Genomic DNA, 18,307 nt, shown 5'->3' on the forward strand with positions numbered 1-18,307 from the left:
CTTATTCATACATTTTTCCTCCCAAATTTTTATCGTCTCCACCTCCCGGTTTCATATACTCATAGCTTACAACCTACGACAAACATAGCCGGCATTTCCCGGTTATACCCAGGTATTATCCAAGTATTTGAAACGCTTGAGGATTGAAACACGATAAATATAGTGAATTAAAATGAATTATCAACTATCTACGGCACAGTTATCGTTAATGTTGCTCCGAATTCTTCTAACTGAGCCAAGAATTTCTAACTGAACCCTAATCCTACCAATAATGGCATATAAAGTGATTATACTTTATCGACTTTATATGCCTATTACTTTTCAGAAGCATTTACTAAATCTGCTAATGATTTTGCCAGACATTCATCTTTAATAATGTCTTCAAACCATATAATACGAAAATACAAAAATATCTGATATAAAATCTAGCGTCACCCAATTACGAAAATCTTCTTTCTGTGACATTATACAAATAAGAATCATTAAATTTGTAAATTCCATGATGAATTCAAGGAGTATGGAAAACATAAATACCCTTATAACTGACTTATACAGATAGATAAAGTTTTTGGCTATATCTATTTGTGAGGCAAACCAAACTGCGGGTCAACAAAAAGGAATAACTCATAACCGTTTTTAATATGGCAGAACAATTCGGAAAGACATGGTGGGGAAAAGAATGGCTCCGCTCACTTACCCATATAGATTATGACAACCGTATTCCTCGGGGGGCAACTTATGCACGCAAGGGAAACGTTAAGAACATAATGCTGAAAAACAACATCATCACCGCCAAAGTGACGGGAAGCAGAATCACGCCATATAACGTCACTATCACTATACCTCCATTTTCCCCTAACCAGATAGATACACTGATGAATGAACTCATCAAGCATCCCGGCATTATCTCCAGGCTGTTAAACAGAGAACTGGCTCCGGAGATTACATCAATAGCCAGAAATTGTGGAATCAAGATTTTCCCTGAAAGATGGACAGATCTGAAAATGCAGTGCAACTGTCCGGACTGGGCTATACCCTGTAAACACATCGCGGCCGTTATCTACATGTTCAGCCGTGAGATAGACAATAATCCTTTTATAGTATTCAGCATGCACCACATGAATCTGATGCAGGAACTGGAAAAGAGAGGAATCACAGCGAATGAAAACAGCCATGACATAACTGTTCAGAAAATTGAGGATGTGGTACGGACAAAAACAAATAAAGAAATAATAAACGAAAGTCCTGTCTTTAAAAGAATAGATTTTTCCAGACTGAAGGATATGTCAGAAGCATTGCTGATGCTGCTACCGGAAAATCCTCCGTTTTTAGCAGGTAGCAACTTCAAGGAAAGATATGTCACGGAAATACTACGTGCAAAGAAAAACATACAATCTTTCTTTTCAAAAAAGTCCGATGCTTCAAGGCTGTTTCCACAAGCCGACATTCTGTCAGGAAAAGAAATAAAAACGGACAAAAAATTTTCATTGCAATTTGACAGTAAGCTGAAATGGACAGTCGCAAATATATGCTATGCAGGGCAAGATTTAAGAGCAGACTCGTTTACAGCCGATTCTTTACCTTTAGCTTTACTATGCATCAATCCCGATTTTCTGCCCGACTACCATCCTTCTGTCATCGCTCTGAACCAAGCGTTGTTATGCACATTACATCTACTGGCAAAAGGAGCTGTTGCTCCACAAATACTTCTTCTCACGAACGGAGAATATGCCATCAGATGGATACCGGTCTACATCAACAGCCAGGTCAGCCAAATCATGTCCCAACTTGAAGATATCATACCGGACGAGCTGATAAAATTCAAGCCGGCAGAGCGTAAACTAGACAAATGTATCTATAACAAAGGGGAATGGATAGTATCGTTCTTTCTCGGAAAACTGATCAACAGACTGACCAGTGACAGTCTGAAATTTCCGGTGGAAGCATTATTCTTCAAAGATAAACATCTTCCTTTCAACGGAGTGGGTGAAATAGAAATTCCGGGCGGGATAAAGTCATGGGCTGCATCATATACATTGACAGAATCGGATTACAAACCTGTTATTTATGTAGATGAAAATGTAAAGAGCGGCTTTGATATGCACTTTGGCATAGAGGACAGACGTAACCCGGAACATAGTATCATTGCGCTTTCGGATATACTTTTATCGTCCGAATACGACAAAGAGCGCTTCACTATGCTGCGTTGCTTCACTTTATTGGCAGGAATAATGAAGGACCTTAACGAACATATAGCCAGCGGAGCAAGGACGCCTCTATACTACACAAACGAATCTTTCTTGCCCATCATATTAAAGATTATTCCTGCTGTAAGAATGCTGGATTTCAAGGTCTTCATGCCCAGATCACTTCAGGAACTTATACGCCCCAAAGCATCTATACGATTGAAAAGAAAATCTGGAAGCGAAAAAGGTTTCATCAGCCTGGCGGATTTGTTCGCTTTCGACTGGGAAGTGGCCTTAGGAAATGAAACCGTATCAATGGAGGAGTTTATGAAACTGCAGGAAAATGCCGGCGGACTCATAAAATTCAAACAAAAATATATCTATACTGATGCAGAAACACTGGAAAGAATTCATGAAGCATTCTTTGAATTAGACAAACTGACACCGGCACAGCTACTGCAGGCTGCTCTTACGGAAGAATACCACTCTGCCCCCATACGTCTGACTGATGAGATTCGCCAACTTATGAAAGAACTGACAGAGCAGAAAAGTATTCCATTGCCGAAAGGACTGAATGCACAGCTGCGTCCTTATCAGGAACGTGGATTTTCGTGGATGTATCGCAATATGCGCATAGGTTTCGGCTCGGTGCTTGCCGACGATATGGGATTGGGGAAGACATTGCAGGCCATAACTCTGATTCTGAAACTGAAAGAAGAAGGAGCCCTGGAGGCTGGGAAGGTTCTCATTGTAGTTCCTACCGGACTGCTTACCAACTGGCAGGCGGAAATAAGCCGTTTCGCTCCGCCGCTGTCAACTTTCATCTATCACGGAACAAACAGAGATCTGAGAAGCTTCAAAGCCGATATACTGCTGACCACATACGGCGTTTTGCGATCGGATAATTCCAAACTTAAAAAACGACAATGGACTGTCATGCTCATTGACGAAGCCCAGAACATAAAGAATAATGAAACCGCACAATGCAAGGCTGTAAAATCAATACCTGCCACTACTCACATAGCGCTAAGCGGTACACCGGTAGAAAACAGGCTTACCGAGTTCTGGAGTATTATGGATTATGCCAATAAAGGCTATCTGGATACCCTCAGGGCTTTTAAGGAAAACTATGCCAACCCTATCCAGCTATCAAACGACGAAGACTGCGCCCTACGCTTCAGAAAGGTGACTGCTCCGTTCATGATGCGAAGGATGAAAACAGACAAGAATATCATTTCCGACCTGCCGGAGAAAATAGAACTTGATGTATATGCTTCACTGAAACCGGAACAAGCCGCTCTATATGAAAAGACTCTCGAAACTGCCATGAACGAGATAGAAGGAATATCTACAACAGACAATGAATCATTGTTTAAACGTCAAGGCCTCATTCTGCAGATGATTATGGCCCTCAAACAGATATGCAACCACCCTGCGCAGTTTCTTAAGAACGGTGACTGCAGACCTGAATTATCAGGAAAGACAGAAATGTTGCTTGATAGGATTGAAGGAATTATTTCTGGCGGCGAAAAAGTTCTTATCTTTACACAATATCGCGAAATGGGTGATATGCTGGTGGATTTCATAGCAGAAAGGACGGGAGAAAAGCCCTTATTCTATCATGGTGGATGCAGTCTCAAAGAACGGCAGACGATGATTGACCGATTCCAGAATAACCGTGCAGAAAAGATATTCATTTTATCACTGAAAGCAGCAGGAACAGGACTTAATCTCACAGCTGCAACTCATGTGATACATTACGATTTGTGGTGGAATCCTGCCGTAGAGGCTCAGGCTACCGACCGCGCTTACCGTATAGGTCAGAAAAGCAATGTCATGGTTCACCGCTTCATTACTAAAGATACGTTCGAGGAACGTATCAATGACATGATACAGAAAAAGAAATATTTGGCAGACATGACCGTATCAAGCGGTGAAAACTGGATAGGTAAACTCAGCAACAAAGAATTGCGCGAAATATTCAGATAAGATTCAGCGGATCAACGTAAAAATCTGAGGGGTTAATTCAATAAATATTATCTTTGCTTACAAGAATAAAAATAAAATACAATGGAAACAAACGGTTATCGTCTCCTTCTCCCGGAAGGAACTCTTGATTATTTCAACATATCAGATGTAAAGGAAAGCAGTACTGAAATAACAATCTATCTTGAAGAGAAGAATGAAGTTCCGAAAGAGTACTCTGAGAGCAAAGTTGAGAGCAAGGGCTTTTATGATCCGGTAGTTGTACAAGACTTTCCAATCCGCGGAAAGAAGGTATATCTAAACATCCGTCGCCGCCGATGGGTTTTAAAGGATGAGGACCGCTATGTAAGCCGTAACTGGAAACTGGTTGCCCAAGGCAGCCGCATGACGCAAGAATTTGCGTCTTTTTTAAAAGAGTTATATTGATAGGCTTCCTGTCAGCTGTAAGCTTTTGGGAACTCTGTTCGGTATTGATGGGGATCTTCTTGAAAGGCAGTACCGCAATCATCTGAGCGGATATTTGAAATGGCCCCAACTCCCACACGCAGAAGAATGGATTCTGTTTGAGAAAAACATCGGAGCATACGTAGGTATAGACGAAGTGTGTCTTTCGCGCGGTGAATTATATACCATATTGATAAACAAGGAGAAAAGAGGATCTGCTGGAAGTATTATCGCCATCATAAAAGGCACTGACGTAAAGACTGTTATATCCATCCTTCTGAAACTTTCCAGACGCAAGCGCTTTCAGGTAAGAGAAATAACACTTGATATGGCTCCGAATATGGAGCAAATAGCCCGTATCTGTTTTCCTGCCGCCCGTCGTGTTACGGACCGTTTCCATGTACAGAAGCTTGCTTATGAAGCCGTTCAGGACATGAGGGTTAAAGCCCGCTGGGAAGCACTTGATGAAGAATCCATACAGATAGCACATGCAAAGGCATGTGGAAAGATATATCATGCTCCGGTATTTGAGAATGGAGATTCCAGGAAGCAGTTGTTGGCCAGAAGCATATATCTTCTGTATAAGAAAGAATCATTATGGAGCGAATCACAGCGTGTCCGTGCCGGTATCCTGTTCAGGGAATACCCTGATATAAAGAAAGCATACTATCTTTCCATGAGATTAGGATTGATTTATCACCAGTGCAGACATAAGGATGTAGCCTTGACAAGGCTTGCCAGGTGGTATGATGAGGTGGATAAATCAGGTTTCCTTGCCTTTGGAAGAGTAGCAAGGTCAATACAGACGCATTATCTTGAAATAATAAACTATTTTGAGCGACGTTCTACGAACGCAGCTTCTGAGTCCTTTAATGCTAAAATAAAGAACTTTCGCTCACAATTCAGGGGAGTGAAGGATAGAGCTTTCTTTCTGTTTAGGCTCTCGAAAATTTATGCGTAATATGAGAATCCCTCAGGTTTTTACGTTGATTCGATTCAGCACGTATTCAGAATTGGAAATGGCTAAAACTCACCCGAAAATTACCGAAGCAGGAATTCGGCAATAAAAAAAGTCCTGAAAACCGGTCAGTTTTCAGGACTTTTCATTTTCTGCCTCACGGCTGGTACACCCTCAGGGATTCGAACCCTGGACCCACTGATTAAGAGTCAGTTGCTCTACCAACTGAGCTAAGAGTGCATCCACTATAATTTGTCAAATTTTCCGTGCAAATCCTTTTTCGTACACTCTCAGGGATTCGAACCCTGGACCCACTGATTAAGAGTCAGTTGCTCTACCAACTGAGCTAAGAGTGCATCTGTTTTTCGTTTGCGATTGCAAAGATATAACCTTTATTTGAAACAGCCAAACAAAAAACAAAAAAAAAGATGATTTTTCTGTCTGGCTGTTTCTTTCATCATGCTTTTTAAGTCAACTGATACTCGTCGGAATAGTACAGGAATGGCAGACTAACCAACTTGTAATCAAACAGTTCATCCTGCTTAAAGAAGCGTTTTACCTCCTCTGCAGCCGTCTTCGGAGAATCTGAGGTGTGGATGATATTTTCTTGTGAACTCACGCTAAAATCTCCGCGAATCGTGCCCGGAACCGCTACTCTTCCGTTCGTAGCCCCCGTCATTGAACGTACAATCTGTATTGCATCCACCCCTTCGTAGCAGCATGCTACTACCGGAGAAGCCATCATGGATTCCTTGACACGCTGAAAAAACGGGCGCTCACTCAAATGAGCATAATGTTCATTCAAGATGTCATCTGTCAGCTGCATCATCTTCATTCCGACCAGACGCAGGCCTTTACGTTCAAAACGCGATGTGATTTCGCCGATCAGTCCACGCTGTACGGCAGACGGCTTCAGGATAACCAAAGTTCTTTCCAGACTCATAGTTGTATCAAATTTAGGTTTGAAGAAAAAGGCGTTTGTTTACTCAGACCGAGACCTTCCTCTCCACGGTTTAACAAAGTATTTACAAAAGTTCTCTTTCGGATTTCATTTTTCAGATATCCGCTGCCGAAGATACATATTTCCGTTTTCACACGGGCAAAAAAGCATCTGCTATACAACATAAATCTATACATTCTGCCTGTGCTGCCCGAGCAAATACAGCAGTTTTTCCTGCAAATGCTCCCTGACTTCTTCCCAAGGGACCTGCCTGCCCAGTTCTTTTTCCAGCGATGTCACCCCTTTGTCCAGAAATCCGCAAGGATTGATATAGGAGAAATACCTCAGGTCGGTATTGACATTAAATGCCAGTCCGTGCATGGTGATGAAATGACTGCTTCTTACACCGATGGCACATATCTTCCGTTCGCGGGCAGTTTCCACGTCAAGCCATACTCCTGTCGCTCCTTTCACCCTCGATGCAGATATCCCGTAAAGGGCACAGACCTGTATGACTGCCTCCTCCAGCAAACCGATATAGTCCTTCAGTCCCAGATGGAAATCCTCCAGGTTCAGAATCGGATAACAAACCAGCTGCCCCGGACCATGGTAGGTAATGTCTCCCCCACGGTCTACCCGGAAGAGCTCTGCTCCTACCGCCTCCAGCTGCTGCTCGGGAAGCAGCAGATTGGAGTCTTTCCCGTGACGCCCCAAAGTATATACCGGTTTGTGCTCGCAGAAAACCAGCCGGTTGGCGCACTGTCCTCCCGCCTGCCGGACGGCCAGCATCTCATCAAACAATTCATGCTGTCTTTTCCATGCGTCCGCATATGATATCAGTCCCCAATTTTCAATTATCATAATTTTCAAGGTTTATAAAGTGTTTCACAAAGTATTGATTTTCAAACTGCCTGCCCTTGTCGGAAACAGAAGGAGAATGCCGTTCCGCCAATTGTTTCGTGACAAATGAAATGCACGGCAAGCAATCATGCTTTCAAAAATAAATATTTATTTGAAACAATGTCCTCCGACTGTCATTTTTTATAGCCGATTTCCCAAACTCACCCTCCCCCCGTCCACCTGCTCAAAAGACAATGCGTTCGAATTCTCAAAAGGCAGTTACCGCTATGTCGTAGCCATGGATGAAATGGGCGAAATCACATATCTATAAATGAAAACAGGATACTTCGACAAGTCGGGCTCATCATCCGGGTTCTGTTTCCAGAAATAACGATAAATCTTTTCAGACTACAGAAAGTTATTTCTTTTTCATGATTATTCGAGAAGTTATATTATATTTGTCGTAATGGAAAATCTTGATAAAATGGTAAAAATGAAAAAAAATGCATATTCCATACTGACTGTCTGTACGTTATCAGGCACATTGCTGAGCGGCTGTATTCAGCCGGACACAAAGGCGGCTCCCAAGGTTGAGTCCCTGCAGGCAGACACCACTGTATATTTGAAAGAGGGGATGAATAATCCCAATTGTCAGATTAACCTGTCATTGTCGTACCTGCAACCCGCTTCGGAGACGGATTCACTGTCACTGAAAATCAATGCGGCCATTCAGGAAGCAGCATTCGGAAAATCCTACGAAGCCCTCCCCGCCGGAGAGGTGGCTGCCACCCTGCAAAAAGAATACATCGACAATTATCTGACGGATGTGAAGCAGCTCTTCGATGCCGATATGTACAACGGCATGAAGCCCGAAGACATCCCGCAGTGGTACAACTACCAGTACGATATCAGTTCCTCGCTCCAGATGGGAAAAGACAGCATCTGGAACTACGGCATTACGTATTTCAGCGACACCGGAGGAGCTCACCCCAATACACAGAAAAAATATTTCAACATCAACTCCACGACCGGAGAGATGATTACTGCCGGCCAGGTGTTCAGTCCGAAGCATGAGAAGGAAATCTGTGACCTTATTCTCAAGCAGCTGATTTACGAGATGAACCAGCGCATGAATACAGACACCATCACTTCTGTGGCGGGACTGAATGAGTTCGGAATTCTGCTGGATTCGTCGCTGTACATTCCCGAGAACTTCCTGCTCGAGAAAGAAGGAGTCATGTTCTACTACAATCGGTACGAAATCGCCCCTTATTCAGCAGGCGACTTCAGTCTGACGGTGCCGTACGAACAGATCAATGCGTATTTGAAAAAATAATTTGTATCATTCATCACACATAAATGGATATCATCTTAAAATACTTTCCAGACCTTGCCGAGACCCAGAAAGAACAGTTTGCTGCTCTGTACGACCTGTATACAGACTGGAACAGCAAAATCAATGTCATATCCCGTAAAGATATCACCAATCTGTACGAACACCACGTACTGCATTCGTTGGGTATCGCCAAAATCATCCGTTTCCGTCCGGGAACAGAGATTATGGACTTGGGAACCGGAGGCGGTTTCCCGGGTATTCCGCTGGCGATTCTGTTTCCGGATACGCACTTCCACCTGGTAGACAGCATCGGGAAAAAGATGAAGGTGGCTACAGAGATAGCCCAGACTATCGGACTGAAGAATGTAACGACCCGACACTGCCGGGCTGAGGAAGAAAAAGGGCAGTTCGACTTTGTGGTCAGCCGTGCGGTAATGCCGCTGACCGACCTGCTGAAAATCTGTAGAAAAAACATCAAGAAGGAACAGCAGAACGCGCTGCCCAACGGACTGATCTGCCTCAAGGGAGGTGAATTGGAAAGAGAGGTACTGCCGGTCAAGCACAACACAACGATTACCGAACTGAAAGATTTCTTCACGGAGGAATTCTTCGAGACGAAAAAGGTGGTATATGTAACGGTCCACTCTTGACAGGCTGTCGGGAAAGCAAAAAGAACAAACCCTAATAATGATTAAGCAATCGCGTTATGAAAATAAAATGTTTTGAATTTAATATGTTCCCGGTCAACTGCTACGTACTCTGGGACGAGAGTACCCGTGAAGCAGTGGTCATTGATGCGGGATGCTTTTATGAATCAGAACAGCAGACGTTGAAGAAATTCATCGATGACAACGGACTTACCGTCAAGCATCTGTTGAATACTCACCTGCACCTCGACCACATTTTCGGCAATCCTTTCCTGCTGCGTGAATACGGCCTGAAAGCCAAGGCCGGACAGCAGGACGAATTCTGGCTGGAAAAGGCAGCCGCCAGTTGCCAGATGTTCGGATTCCAGATCAACGAGCCGACGGTTCCGCTGGGAGGCTATATCTGCGACGGAGATAAAATCACGTTCGGCAACTGCGAACTGGAAGCGATTCATGTACCCGGACATTCTCCGGGCAGCATGGTATATTACAGCCGGAGCAGTCACGCCATCTTCAGCGGTGACGTACTTTTCCAGGGCAGCATCGGACGGGCCGACCTGGAAGGCGGGGACTTTGACGAACTGAGGGAGCAGATCTGCAGCCGCCTGTTTGTGCTGCCGGACGAAACGGTAGTATATCCGGGACACGGACCGCAGACAACCATCGGCAAAGAAAAGATCAGCAATCCTTTTTTCCGCTAAAGACAGATTATACGGAAAAACAGCAAGACCTTAAAGATGTAATATCTCTTTTTAAAGATGTAATATCTCTTTCTTGCCTGCACAGACAACTGCTGCAGGCAAGAAACAATGAATAAACCAATCATTACCTTTTTTCAAAACCTTAATATCATGAATACGGATGTTTTTGCACATCGTCACATCGGCATATCGGAAGCAGATCTTCCCTGTATGCTTGAAAAAATAGGAGTACAATCCTTAGAGGAACTGATTGAGCAGACTATCCCTGCCGACATTCGTTTGGAACATCCTCTGGACCTTCCGCCTGCCATGTCTGAATATGAGTTTGCAAAGCATATTGCAGAGCTGGGAAGCATGAACCAGGTGTACCGTTCTTTCATCGGTACCGGATGGTACGGAACGATTACTCCTGCGGTCATCCAACGGAATGTGTTCGAAAATCCAGTATGGTATACTTCATACACTCCCTATCAGTCGGAAGTCTCACAGGGACGCCTGGAAGCGTTGCTGAACTTTCAGACAGCCATCAGTGACCTGACAGGCATGCCGCTGGCCAACTGTTCGCTGCTGGATGAAGCGACGGCGGCTGCCGAAGCGGCTACCATGATGTATTCGCTCAGAAGCCGGAGCCAGCAGAAAGCCAATGCCTGCACGCTGTTCATCGACAACGAGGTCTTTCCTCAGGTGAAGGCTGTCATCCGCACCCGGGCCATCCCGCAGGGCATACAGATCAAGGCCGGAGACTATAAGACGCTGGAATTTACTCCTGACATTTTCGGATGCATCATCCAGTACCCGAACAACAGCGGAAGCATCGAGGATTACCGGGAATTTACCCAACAGGCACACGCTGCCGGATGCAAGGTGGCTGTAGACGCAGACATTCTGAGTCTGGCACTGCTGACTCCTCCGGGAGAATGGGGAGCTGACATCGTATTCGGAAGCAGCCAGAGAATGGGTACACCGATGTTCTACGGAGGTCCGTCTGCTGCATATTTTGCGACACGCGATGAGTTCAAGCGGAACATGCCGGGACGTATCATCGGTCTGTCGAAAGACAAATACGGACACTTGTGCTACCGCATGGCCCTGCAGACACGTGAACAGCATATCAAACGCGAAAAGGCAACTTCGAATATCTGTACGGCACAGGCTCTGCTGGCCACCATGGCCGGATGTTATGCGGTGTATCACGGAGCAGAGGGTATCCGACGCATCGCAAGCCACATCCACAGTCTGGCTCTCTGGCTGGAAGCGCAGCTCTCGAAACTGGGATACGTACAGCAGAATCAGGCTTATTTTGACACCTTGCGCCTGAGCTTGCCTTCTCACGTTTCTCCGCAGGAAATACGCACCATTGCCTTGAGCAAGAATGTCAACCTGCGCTATTTTGACAACGGTGACGTGGGTCTGAGCATCGATGAAACGACTACTGAAAGTGATGCTACCCTGCTGCTGAATATCTTCAGCATTGCGGCAGAAGAGGCGGTACACGATGTTCCGGCTGTTACGGAAGTCGACGAAATCAACTGCAGTCTGAAAAGACAATCGGCCTACCTGACGCATGAGGTATTCAGTCAGTATCATACCGAAACGGAAATGATGAGGTATCTCAAGCGACTGGAAAGAAAGGATATCTCACTGGCTCACTCCATGATTTCACTGGGTTCTTGTACCATGAAACTGAATGCGGCTGCCGAAATGCTTCCGCTCAGCAATGCGGCATGGATGAACCTGCATCCGCTGGTACCTCAGGAGCAGGCTCAGGGCTATCATAAACTGATTGAGAATCTCTCGGAACAACTGAAGGTGATTACCGGATTCCAGGGAGTTACGCTTCAGCCGAACTCCGGAGCGGCCGGCGAATATACCGGTCTGCGCATCATACGCAGTTACCTGGAAAGCATCGGTCAGGAAAAGCGTAACCTGATTCTGATTCCGGCTTCGGCTCACGGTACCAATCCGGCTTCGGCGGTTCAGGCGGGATATGAGATTCTGACGTGCAACTGTGATGAGTTCGGTAACGTGGATGTCAACGACTTGAGAGAGAAGGCGGAAAGTCACCGTGAAGAACTGGCGGCTCTGATGATTACGTATCCGTCTACTCATGGTATTTTCGAGACAAGTATCCGGGAAATCTGTGACATTATCCACAGTTGTGGGGCACAGGTGTACATGGACGGTGCCAATATGAATGCGCAGGTGGGACTGACCAACCCGGGATTCATCGGAGCGGATGTATGCCACCTGAACCTGCATAAGACCTTTGCCAGCCCGCACGGTGGAGGCGGCCCGGGAGTAGGCCCGGTATGTGTGGCAGCTCATCTGGTTCCTTTCCTCCCCGGACATCAGATTTTCGGCAATGATACCAATCAGGTATCTGCGGCTCCGTACGGAAGTGCCGGCATCCTGCCTATTACTTATGCGTATATCTGCATGATGGGAAGCGAGGGGCTGGCACAGGCTACCAAGACGGCTATCCTGAACGCCAATTACCTGGCTGCTTCGTTGAAGGATACCTATGGAATTGTCTACCGGGGAGCTCAAGGCCGTGTAGGACACGAAATGATTCTGGAATGCCGCAAGATTCATGAAGAAAGCGGCATTACGGAGAACGACATCGCCAAGCGTCTGATGGATTATGGCTATCACGCTCCTACGCTCTCCTTTCCGGTACACGGTACGCTGATGATAGAACCTACCGAGAGTGAAAGTCTGCATGAGCTGAACAATTTCGTGGAAGCCATGCTCCAGATCTGGCAGGAAATTGAAGAGGTGAAGAATGGCACTGCCGACAAGGCGGACAATGTGCTAATCAATTCGCCTCACCCGGAATACGAAGCCGTAGCCGACGAATGGAACCATAGCTACAGCCGCGAGAAGGCTGTCTATCCGGTTCAGTTTGTCCGCGAGAATAAATTCTGGGTAAACGTAGCAAGAGTAGACAATACCCTGGGCGACCGTAAGTTGCTGCCTACCCGCTACGGTTCATTCGAATAACCCTTTTTCCATAATGAGCAGGCAGCAAATCCCCGTTGTCTGCTATGATAAAAATCATTACATCTATCCGGCCAACTTGCTTGTGATAAGCAGGTTGGCCAAACTTTTTATGCATCGGACTATTGGGGATTATATATATACTGCTGGCTCAGCTGTTCCCTGTTCCTCCCTGCTTTCTGGATGCCACCGTCTCTCTCTGAAAAGTTGCTCCTACTTACCGGAAACTCGACCTCGCGTGTATGGCCCATCTTCCCTGTTCTGACGGTCATTTTACGGTCTGCCCGTAAATAAACACAGGGACATGATGACCGTTCCGACGGAAATGCCTATTTTTGAACCGGAATTGATTCCCTGTCCAATCACTTAATGCCTATTGCCATGCAAGTAATTTTAGCCATCGATTCATTCAAAGGTTGCCTGACTTCATCAGAAATAGAAGGTCTTTTCTCTAAAATATGGAGGGAGAAAGGAGTAGAAACCGTTGCACTGCCCATGTCGGACGGAGGAGAGGGAATGCTGGAAGCGTTCACTGCGGCCTTGCAGGGCCAGTATGTGACCGCCTGCGTACAAGATCCTCTGGGACGAAAGACGATGGCGAGATACAGCATTACACCCGACGGAACGGCTGTCATTGAGACGGCCCAGGCCTGCGGACTGGCACTCATGAGCGAGCAGGAACGTAATCCGGTAAAGGCCACGACGTACGGTGTGGGCGAATTGGTGGTGGATGCCGTACGGCACGGATGCAGGAAATTCATCATCGGTCTGGGAGGAAGCGGCACGAGTGACGCAGGAAGAGGAATGCTCCATGCCTTGGCAGAACAGCTGACGGACAGTGGCAAGATAGAGGATCTGGTACATTGCGCCGGTCTGAAGGGATGCCAGTTCATGCTTGCCAGCGATGTACGGAATCCGCTTTACGGACCAGAAGGGGCCGCCCGGGTATTCGGACCGCAGAAAGGGGCTACTCCGGAAATGGTGGAACTGCTCGACCGGCAGGCCAGGGAGTTTGCGGCTTTTTCCTCTGAGTTGCTGGGAAAAGACAATGCCTTCACACCGGGAGCAGGAGCAGCAGGGGGACTGGGGTATGCATTCATACAATATCTCCAGGCTACGGTACAGTCCGGAGCTGATTTGCTGCTCGACTGGATCGGTTTCGATGAGATTATCCGGAATGCGGCTGTAATCATTACGGGAGAAGGACATGCCGACAGACAGTCGCTTATGGGCAAGTTGCCGGAACGGGTGCTCCAGAGGGCACAAAAACACGCAGTCCCGGTATGGCTGGTAGCCGGACAGGTCAGTGACAGTGAAATTCTGGAGAGGGCCGGATTTCAGCGGGTAGACAGTCTTACCCCTGAGGGAATGGAAATAGCCGAAGCTGTCCGGCCGCAAACCGTGGAAAGGAACATCCGGAACTGGGTAGCGCAACGTACTTCTCAGCTGGACGGTCTTCTTGCACAGGTACGTATCGGGAAAGACGGCGGTGCTGACGAATAGCATTCACCCGAAACAGGGAACATCGGCCGGACAGGTGCGCTTCGTCTGCTCCGACGCAAGTATTTATCCGAATATTTGTCTGACATTGATATTTATTTTTATCTTTACCGAAAATTCATCACATAACCATTTAAAATATAAACAAAAACTATAACGCTATGGTCTTTTTTTTATTCTACGGCCTGATATACGTGCTGTTGTGCCTATGGGTAGGCAGTATGGGAAGTAAGAGAGAGTGTGGAGCGGTGCTAGGCTTTTTAATCGCATTTTTCACCAGTCCTTTACTGGGAGCAATCATCGTGCTGTTGTTCCGGAAGAAGAAATCGAAAACCGAACTGCTGGTCGAAGCCAAGGTTTTGCTCGATTCGGGAGTCATCACTCAGACTGAGCATAAGTTTATGGTAGAGGATATTATGAGAACCGGCAAATTACGGGATATAAGTTATTACAAGAGATAATCCGGCGAAGATGTGTTTTTTTGCCGGGTAATACCGATAAGGGGATACAGGGCAGTATGCGGATGTATCCCTTTCTTTTTTCATCGCAGGGACGGTGTCAGGAGCCCTCATCTGCCCGGCCGGTAAACCGCGTTTTACTTCCGGGCGGACCACTCCCCGGATATGTCCGGATAACCCGTTTTTCCGGCCATATAGCCCATTGCAGGCTTGCTGCCGGATAATCGTTCATGCGATTTCGCACAGATTAAAATCCTTATCGACCAATAAAAACTGGAGAAACAATGCTTCTCTTATCTATTTTTATGTTATATTTGAAAATAGATAAATCCATGATTTTTAGCTATTGATATAAAAAATGAGAACAAAGATATTCACTCTCCTGCTCTGCTTCCTGCTGTTTCCTTTTTGCCTGACCCGGGCACAGAAAGTCGGCTTGGTTTTAAGTGGAGGAGGTGCCAAAGGTATTACTCACATCGGTATCATCCGGGCCCTGGAAGAAAACAACATTCCGATCGACTATATCGCCGGTACGTCAATGGGGGCCATTGTCGGATCAATGTATGCAATGGGATATTCGCCCGATGATATGGAAAAGTTGTTGAAGTCGGAAGATTTCAAGCGCTGGTATGCCGGGACCATCGAAGAGAAATACATCTATTATTTCAAGAAGAATCCTCCTACGCCGGAGTTTCTCAATATCCGGGTCTCACTAAAAAACCCGCTGCATAAGGTGACCACTCAGTTCCTGCCGACCAGTGTGGTAGACCCGCTGCAGATGAACCTGGCTTTTCTGGAACTGTTCGGACAGGCTACGGCCTCTTGTGACGGGGATTTCGACAAGTTGTTTGTTCCTTTCCGATGCGTGGCCTCTGACGTGTACAACAAAAGGCCTATCATATTCAGCAGGGGTGACCTGGGGGATGCGGTAAGGGCATCGATGAGTTTTCCGGCCATGTTCAAGCCTATCGAAATCGATTCTGTCCTTGCCTATGACGGGGGAATATACAATAACTTTCCGGTGAATGTCATGATCAACGATTTTCATCCTGACATCATCATCGGAAGTGTGGTCAGTTCGAATCCGGGAAAGCCGACCGAAGGAGATATCATGAGTCAGCTGGAAAACATGGTTATGCAGAAAACGGACTATTCCCTGCCTGATTCGCTGGGACTTCTCATGACGTTCAAGTACACGGATGTCAGTCTGATGGACTTTGACAAATATGAGACGCTACACGACAACGGATACCGCAAGACCATGCAGCTGATGGATTCCATCAAGTCAAGGATCTCGCGACGGGTGGATTATCGGGTGCTTGAAAGAAACCGGAACGTGTTCAAGAAAAAAATGCCGGAATTCTACTTCAAGGACATTCATATCACCGGAGCTACCGAACAGCAGGCTAAATATATCCAGAATGTGTTCTATTCTTCGGGAGACAGTATTTTTGACCTGGAAGAGCTCCGGAAACGGTATTTCCAGCTGATGTCGGACAACATGATTTCGGAGGTGATTCCGCATGCGGTATACAATTCTGGAAATCATACGTTCGACCTGAATATGAAGGTGAAGATTGAAGATGAGCTGACGCTCAAGATCGGAGGTAATGTGGGTTCTAACGGTGCCAACCAGATTTATCTGGGAGCAACGTATCAGAACTTGAACAATTATGCCAAGGAGATTGCCATTGACGGGCAGCTTGGGCAGATTTACAACAATGTACAGCTTTCTGCTCGTCTGGATCTGTCTACGCAGCTTCCGACTTCTTTCCGGATGGTGGGCTCTATCTCTTCATTCGACTATTTCCGGCAGGAAAAGCTTTTTAAGACGGAGACTTCACCGGTTTTCAATAAAAAGTATGAGAAATACCTGAAGCTGTATCTTTCTTTCCCTTTCCTGAGCCGGCAGAAGGCGGAGTTTGGAATCGGGGTCGGGAAATTGCAGGATCAGTATTTCCAGTCCAATATCATCGACTTCAAGAATGACCAGAAGGATGACAGTCAATATACGGTGTTCGGAGGCTCAATCGCCCTCGACGGTAATACTCTCAACAGCCGGCAATATGCTACGTCAGGACGCCGGGAGCGGTTGATTGCGCAGATTTATACCGGAAAAGAGACCTACCGGGCCGGATCGCATACCGACCCTTATAAAGGGCAGTATGAGTATATACAGTCGTGGCTGCAATTGTCGTATGAAATAGAACGCTATTATTCGCTGGGATCGCATTTCTCCTTGGGAAATTATATCAAGGCGTATTATTCGTCGCGTAATTTCAGCCAGAACTATACGGCCACCAAGATGCAATGCGGAGAGTTTGCCCCTACTCCACACAGTAAAATCACCTATAACGAGGCGTTCCGGGCCAATCAGTTTATCGGTGCCGGAGTCATGCCTATTTTCAAATTAAACTCGGTGATACATGCCAGGGCCGAATTTTATGGGTTTGCTCCTATATTTCCAATCCTGAAAAACGAGAATTCGAAGGCTTATTACGGGAAAATATTCAGTAACGTGGAATTTATGGGAGAATTATCCTTTGTGGCCCAGTTGCCCTTCGGATCCATCAGTACCTACCTAAATTACTATAGCTCACCGGCTAAGAACTGGAATTTCGGAATTACGCTCGGATGGCAGATATTTAATCCACGTTTTATTGAATAAAAAATAGGGCAAATATTTGGTAGATTCAAAAGAAGTCTGTACCTTTGCACCCGTTAAAAGAAAACAAGATGGCCGCGTAGCTCAACTGAATAGAGTAGCTGACTACGGATCAGCCGGTTACAGGTTTGAATCCTGTCGCGGTCACTTTTTTACTGAACGTTTGTAGGGTCGCGTAGCTCAACTGAATAGAGTAGCTGACTACGGATCAGCCGGTTGCAGGTTTGAATCCTGCCGCGATCACTGCTTTTTTTTGATTGGCCGCGTAGCTCAACTGAATAGAGTAGCTGACTACGGATCAGCCGGTTACAGGTTTGAATCCTGTCGCGGTCACTTTTTTATTGAACATTTGTAGGGTCGCGTAGCTCAACTGAATAGAGTAGCTGACTACGGATCAGTCGGTTACAGGTTTGAATCCTGTCGCGATCACTGCTTATAGAGAAATATCAGAATATGGTATTTCTCTATTTTTTTATTACCTCTCCTCCTCTTCTTTTCCTATTTTGAAAACAATGAAATAAGGGCTCAGTAGAAATTTAGTGGGGATAAATTTGTAATCTAATCGAATAGTTCTTTACTTTACAGCATGGAAAACGATTATTTGAGCATGTTGGCCAGTATTGTACTGCCCACACAGATATTGGATTAC

12 protein-coding genes and 6 tRNA genes are annotated in these 18,307 nt (G+C 46.0%); 14 read left to right on the plus strand and 4 right to left on the minus strand.

The window, feature by feature from the left end; all coding sequences use genetic code 11:
• The first annotated feature begins 641 nt into the window (after window positions 1–641).
• The 3 genes from H3001_RS01735 (at window position 642) to H3001_RS01745 (ending at window position 5,577) form a co-directional block, all read left to right on the plus strand.
• Window positions 642–4,175: a DEAD/DEAH box helicase gene (locus H3001_RS01735; protein WP_178245408.1), complete on the plus strand. Its 3,534-nt coding sequence runs from the start codon at window positions 642–644 to the stop codon at window positions 4,173–4,175.
• A gap of 81 nt (window positions 4,176–4,256) precedes the next feature.
• The gene (locus tag H3001_RS01740; RefSeq protein ID WP_178245406.1) at window positions 4,257–4,598 is read left to right on the plus strand and encodes an ISAon1 family transposase N-terminal region protein; all 342 of its coding nucleotides are present in this window, start codon (window positions 4,257–4,259) and stop codon (window positions 4,596–4,598) included.
• Window positions 4,599–4,623: 25 nt separating this feature from the next.
• A complete protein-coding gene (locus H3001_RS01745) occupies window positions 4,624–5,577 on the plus strand; it encodes an ISAon1 family transposase (protein ID WP_219915823.1) in 954 nt (317 codons plus the stop codon).
• Between the two features lie 161 nt (window positions 5,578–5,738).
• On the opposite strand, the gene H3001_RS01750 is transcribed toward H3001_RS01745, so the two are convergent.
• The 4 genes from H3001_RS01750 to lipB form a co-directional block, all read right to left on the minus strand.
• Window positions 5,739–5,814, minus strand: a tRNA-Lys gene (locus H3001_RS01750).
• A 43-nt stretch (window positions 5,815–5,857) separates the two neighbouring features.
• Window positions 5,858–5,930: transfer RNA gene (locus H3001_RS01755), tRNA-Lys, on the minus strand.
• A 110-nt stretch (window positions 5,931–6,040) separates the two neighbouring features.
• On the minus strand, window positions 6,041–6,517 hold the full coding sequence (gene ndk / locus H3001_RS01760; protein WP_178245889.1) for a nucleoside-diphosphate kinase: 477 nt from the start codon (window positions 6,515–6,517) through the stop codon (window positions 6,041–6,043).
• 186 nt (window positions 6,518–6,703) lie between these two features.
• Window positions 6,704–7,375 (minus strand): lipoyl(octanoyl) transferase LipB, encoded by a 672-nt coding sequence (gene lipB, locus H3001_RS01765; protein WP_178245887.1) that lies wholly within the window; start codon window positions 7,373–7,375, stop codon window positions 6,704–6,706.
• Between the two features lie 472 nt (window positions 7,376–7,847).
• On the opposite strand from lipB, the gene H3001_RS01770 reads away from it, so the two are divergent.
• From H3001_RS01770 to H3001_RS01820, 11 genes are all read left to right on the plus strand, one after another.
• Complete coding sequence (locus H3001_RS01770) at window positions 7,848–8,690, plus strand: RsiV family protein (protein ID WP_181213917.1); 843 nt, start codon at window positions 7,848–7,850, stop codon at window positions 8,688–8,690.
• 23 nt (window positions 8,691–8,713) lie between these two features.
• Window positions 8,714–9,340 carry a 16S rRNA (guanine(527)-N(7))-methyltransferase RsmG gene (gene rsmG / locus H3001_RS01775; protein WP_181213918.1) on the plus strand — a complete coding sequence of 209 codons (627 nt, stop codon included), beginning with the start codon at window positions 8,714–8,716 and terminating at the stop codon, window positions 9,338–9,340.
• Window positions 9,341–9,396: 56 nt separating this feature from the next.
• Window positions 9,397–10,038: an MBL fold metallo-hydrolase gene (locus H3001_RS01780; protein ID WP_178245881.1), complete on the plus strand. Its 642-nt coding sequence runs from the start codon at window positions 9,397–9,399 to the stop codon at window positions 10,036–10,038.
• 150 nt (window positions 10,039–10,188) lie between these two features.
• Window positions 10,189–13,038: an aminomethyl-transferring glycine dehydrogenase gene (gene gcvP / locus H3001_RS01785; protein ID WP_178245879.1), complete on the plus strand. Its 2,850-nt coding sequence runs from the start codon at window positions 10,189–10,191 to the stop codon at window positions 13,036–13,038.
• A 378-nt stretch (window positions 13,039–13,416) separates the two neighbouring features.
• Window positions 13,417–14,538, plus strand: coding sequence for a glycerate kinase family protein (locus H3001_RS01790; RefSeq protein ID WP_178245877.1), 1,122 nt, complete (start codon window positions 13,417–13,419; stop codon window positions 14,536–14,538).
• Window positions 14,539–14,696: 158 nt separating this feature from the next.
• Complete coding sequence (locus H3001_RS01795) at window positions 14,697–14,996, plus strand: hypothetical protein (RefSeq protein WP_178245875.1); 300 nt, start codon at window positions 14,697–14,699, stop codon at window positions 14,994–14,996.
• Window positions 14,997–15,351: 355 nt separating this feature from the next.
• Window positions 15,352–17,661: a patatin-like phospholipase family protein gene (locus H3001_RS01800; protein WP_181213919.1), complete on the plus strand. Its 2,310-nt coding sequence runs from the start codon at window positions 15,352–15,354 to the stop codon at window positions 17,659–17,661.
• Window positions 17,662–17,731: 70 nt separating this feature from the next.
• Window positions 17,732–17,805: transfer RNA gene (locus tag H3001_RS01805), tRNA-Arg, on the plus strand.
• 22 nt (window positions 17,806–17,827) lie between these two features.
• Window positions 17,828–17,901 (plus strand) — tRNA-Arg (locus tag H3001_RS01810).
• Between the two features lie 16 nt (window positions 17,902–17,917).
• A tRNA-Arg gene (locus H3001_RS01815) sits at window positions 17,918–17,991 on the plus strand.
• A gap of 22 nt (window positions 17,992–18,013) precedes the next feature.
• A tRNA-Arg gene (locus H3001_RS01820) sits at window positions 18,014–18,087 on the plus strand.
• Window positions 18,088–18,307 lie beyond the last annotated feature (220 nt).

Origin of the sequence: Phocaeicola faecicola, from assembly GCF_013618865.1 — a bacterium.
In the GTDB taxonomy this organism is placed as follows: Bacteria; Bacteroidota; Bacteroidia; order Bacteroidales; family Bacteroidaceae; genus Phocaeicola; species Phocaeicola faecicola.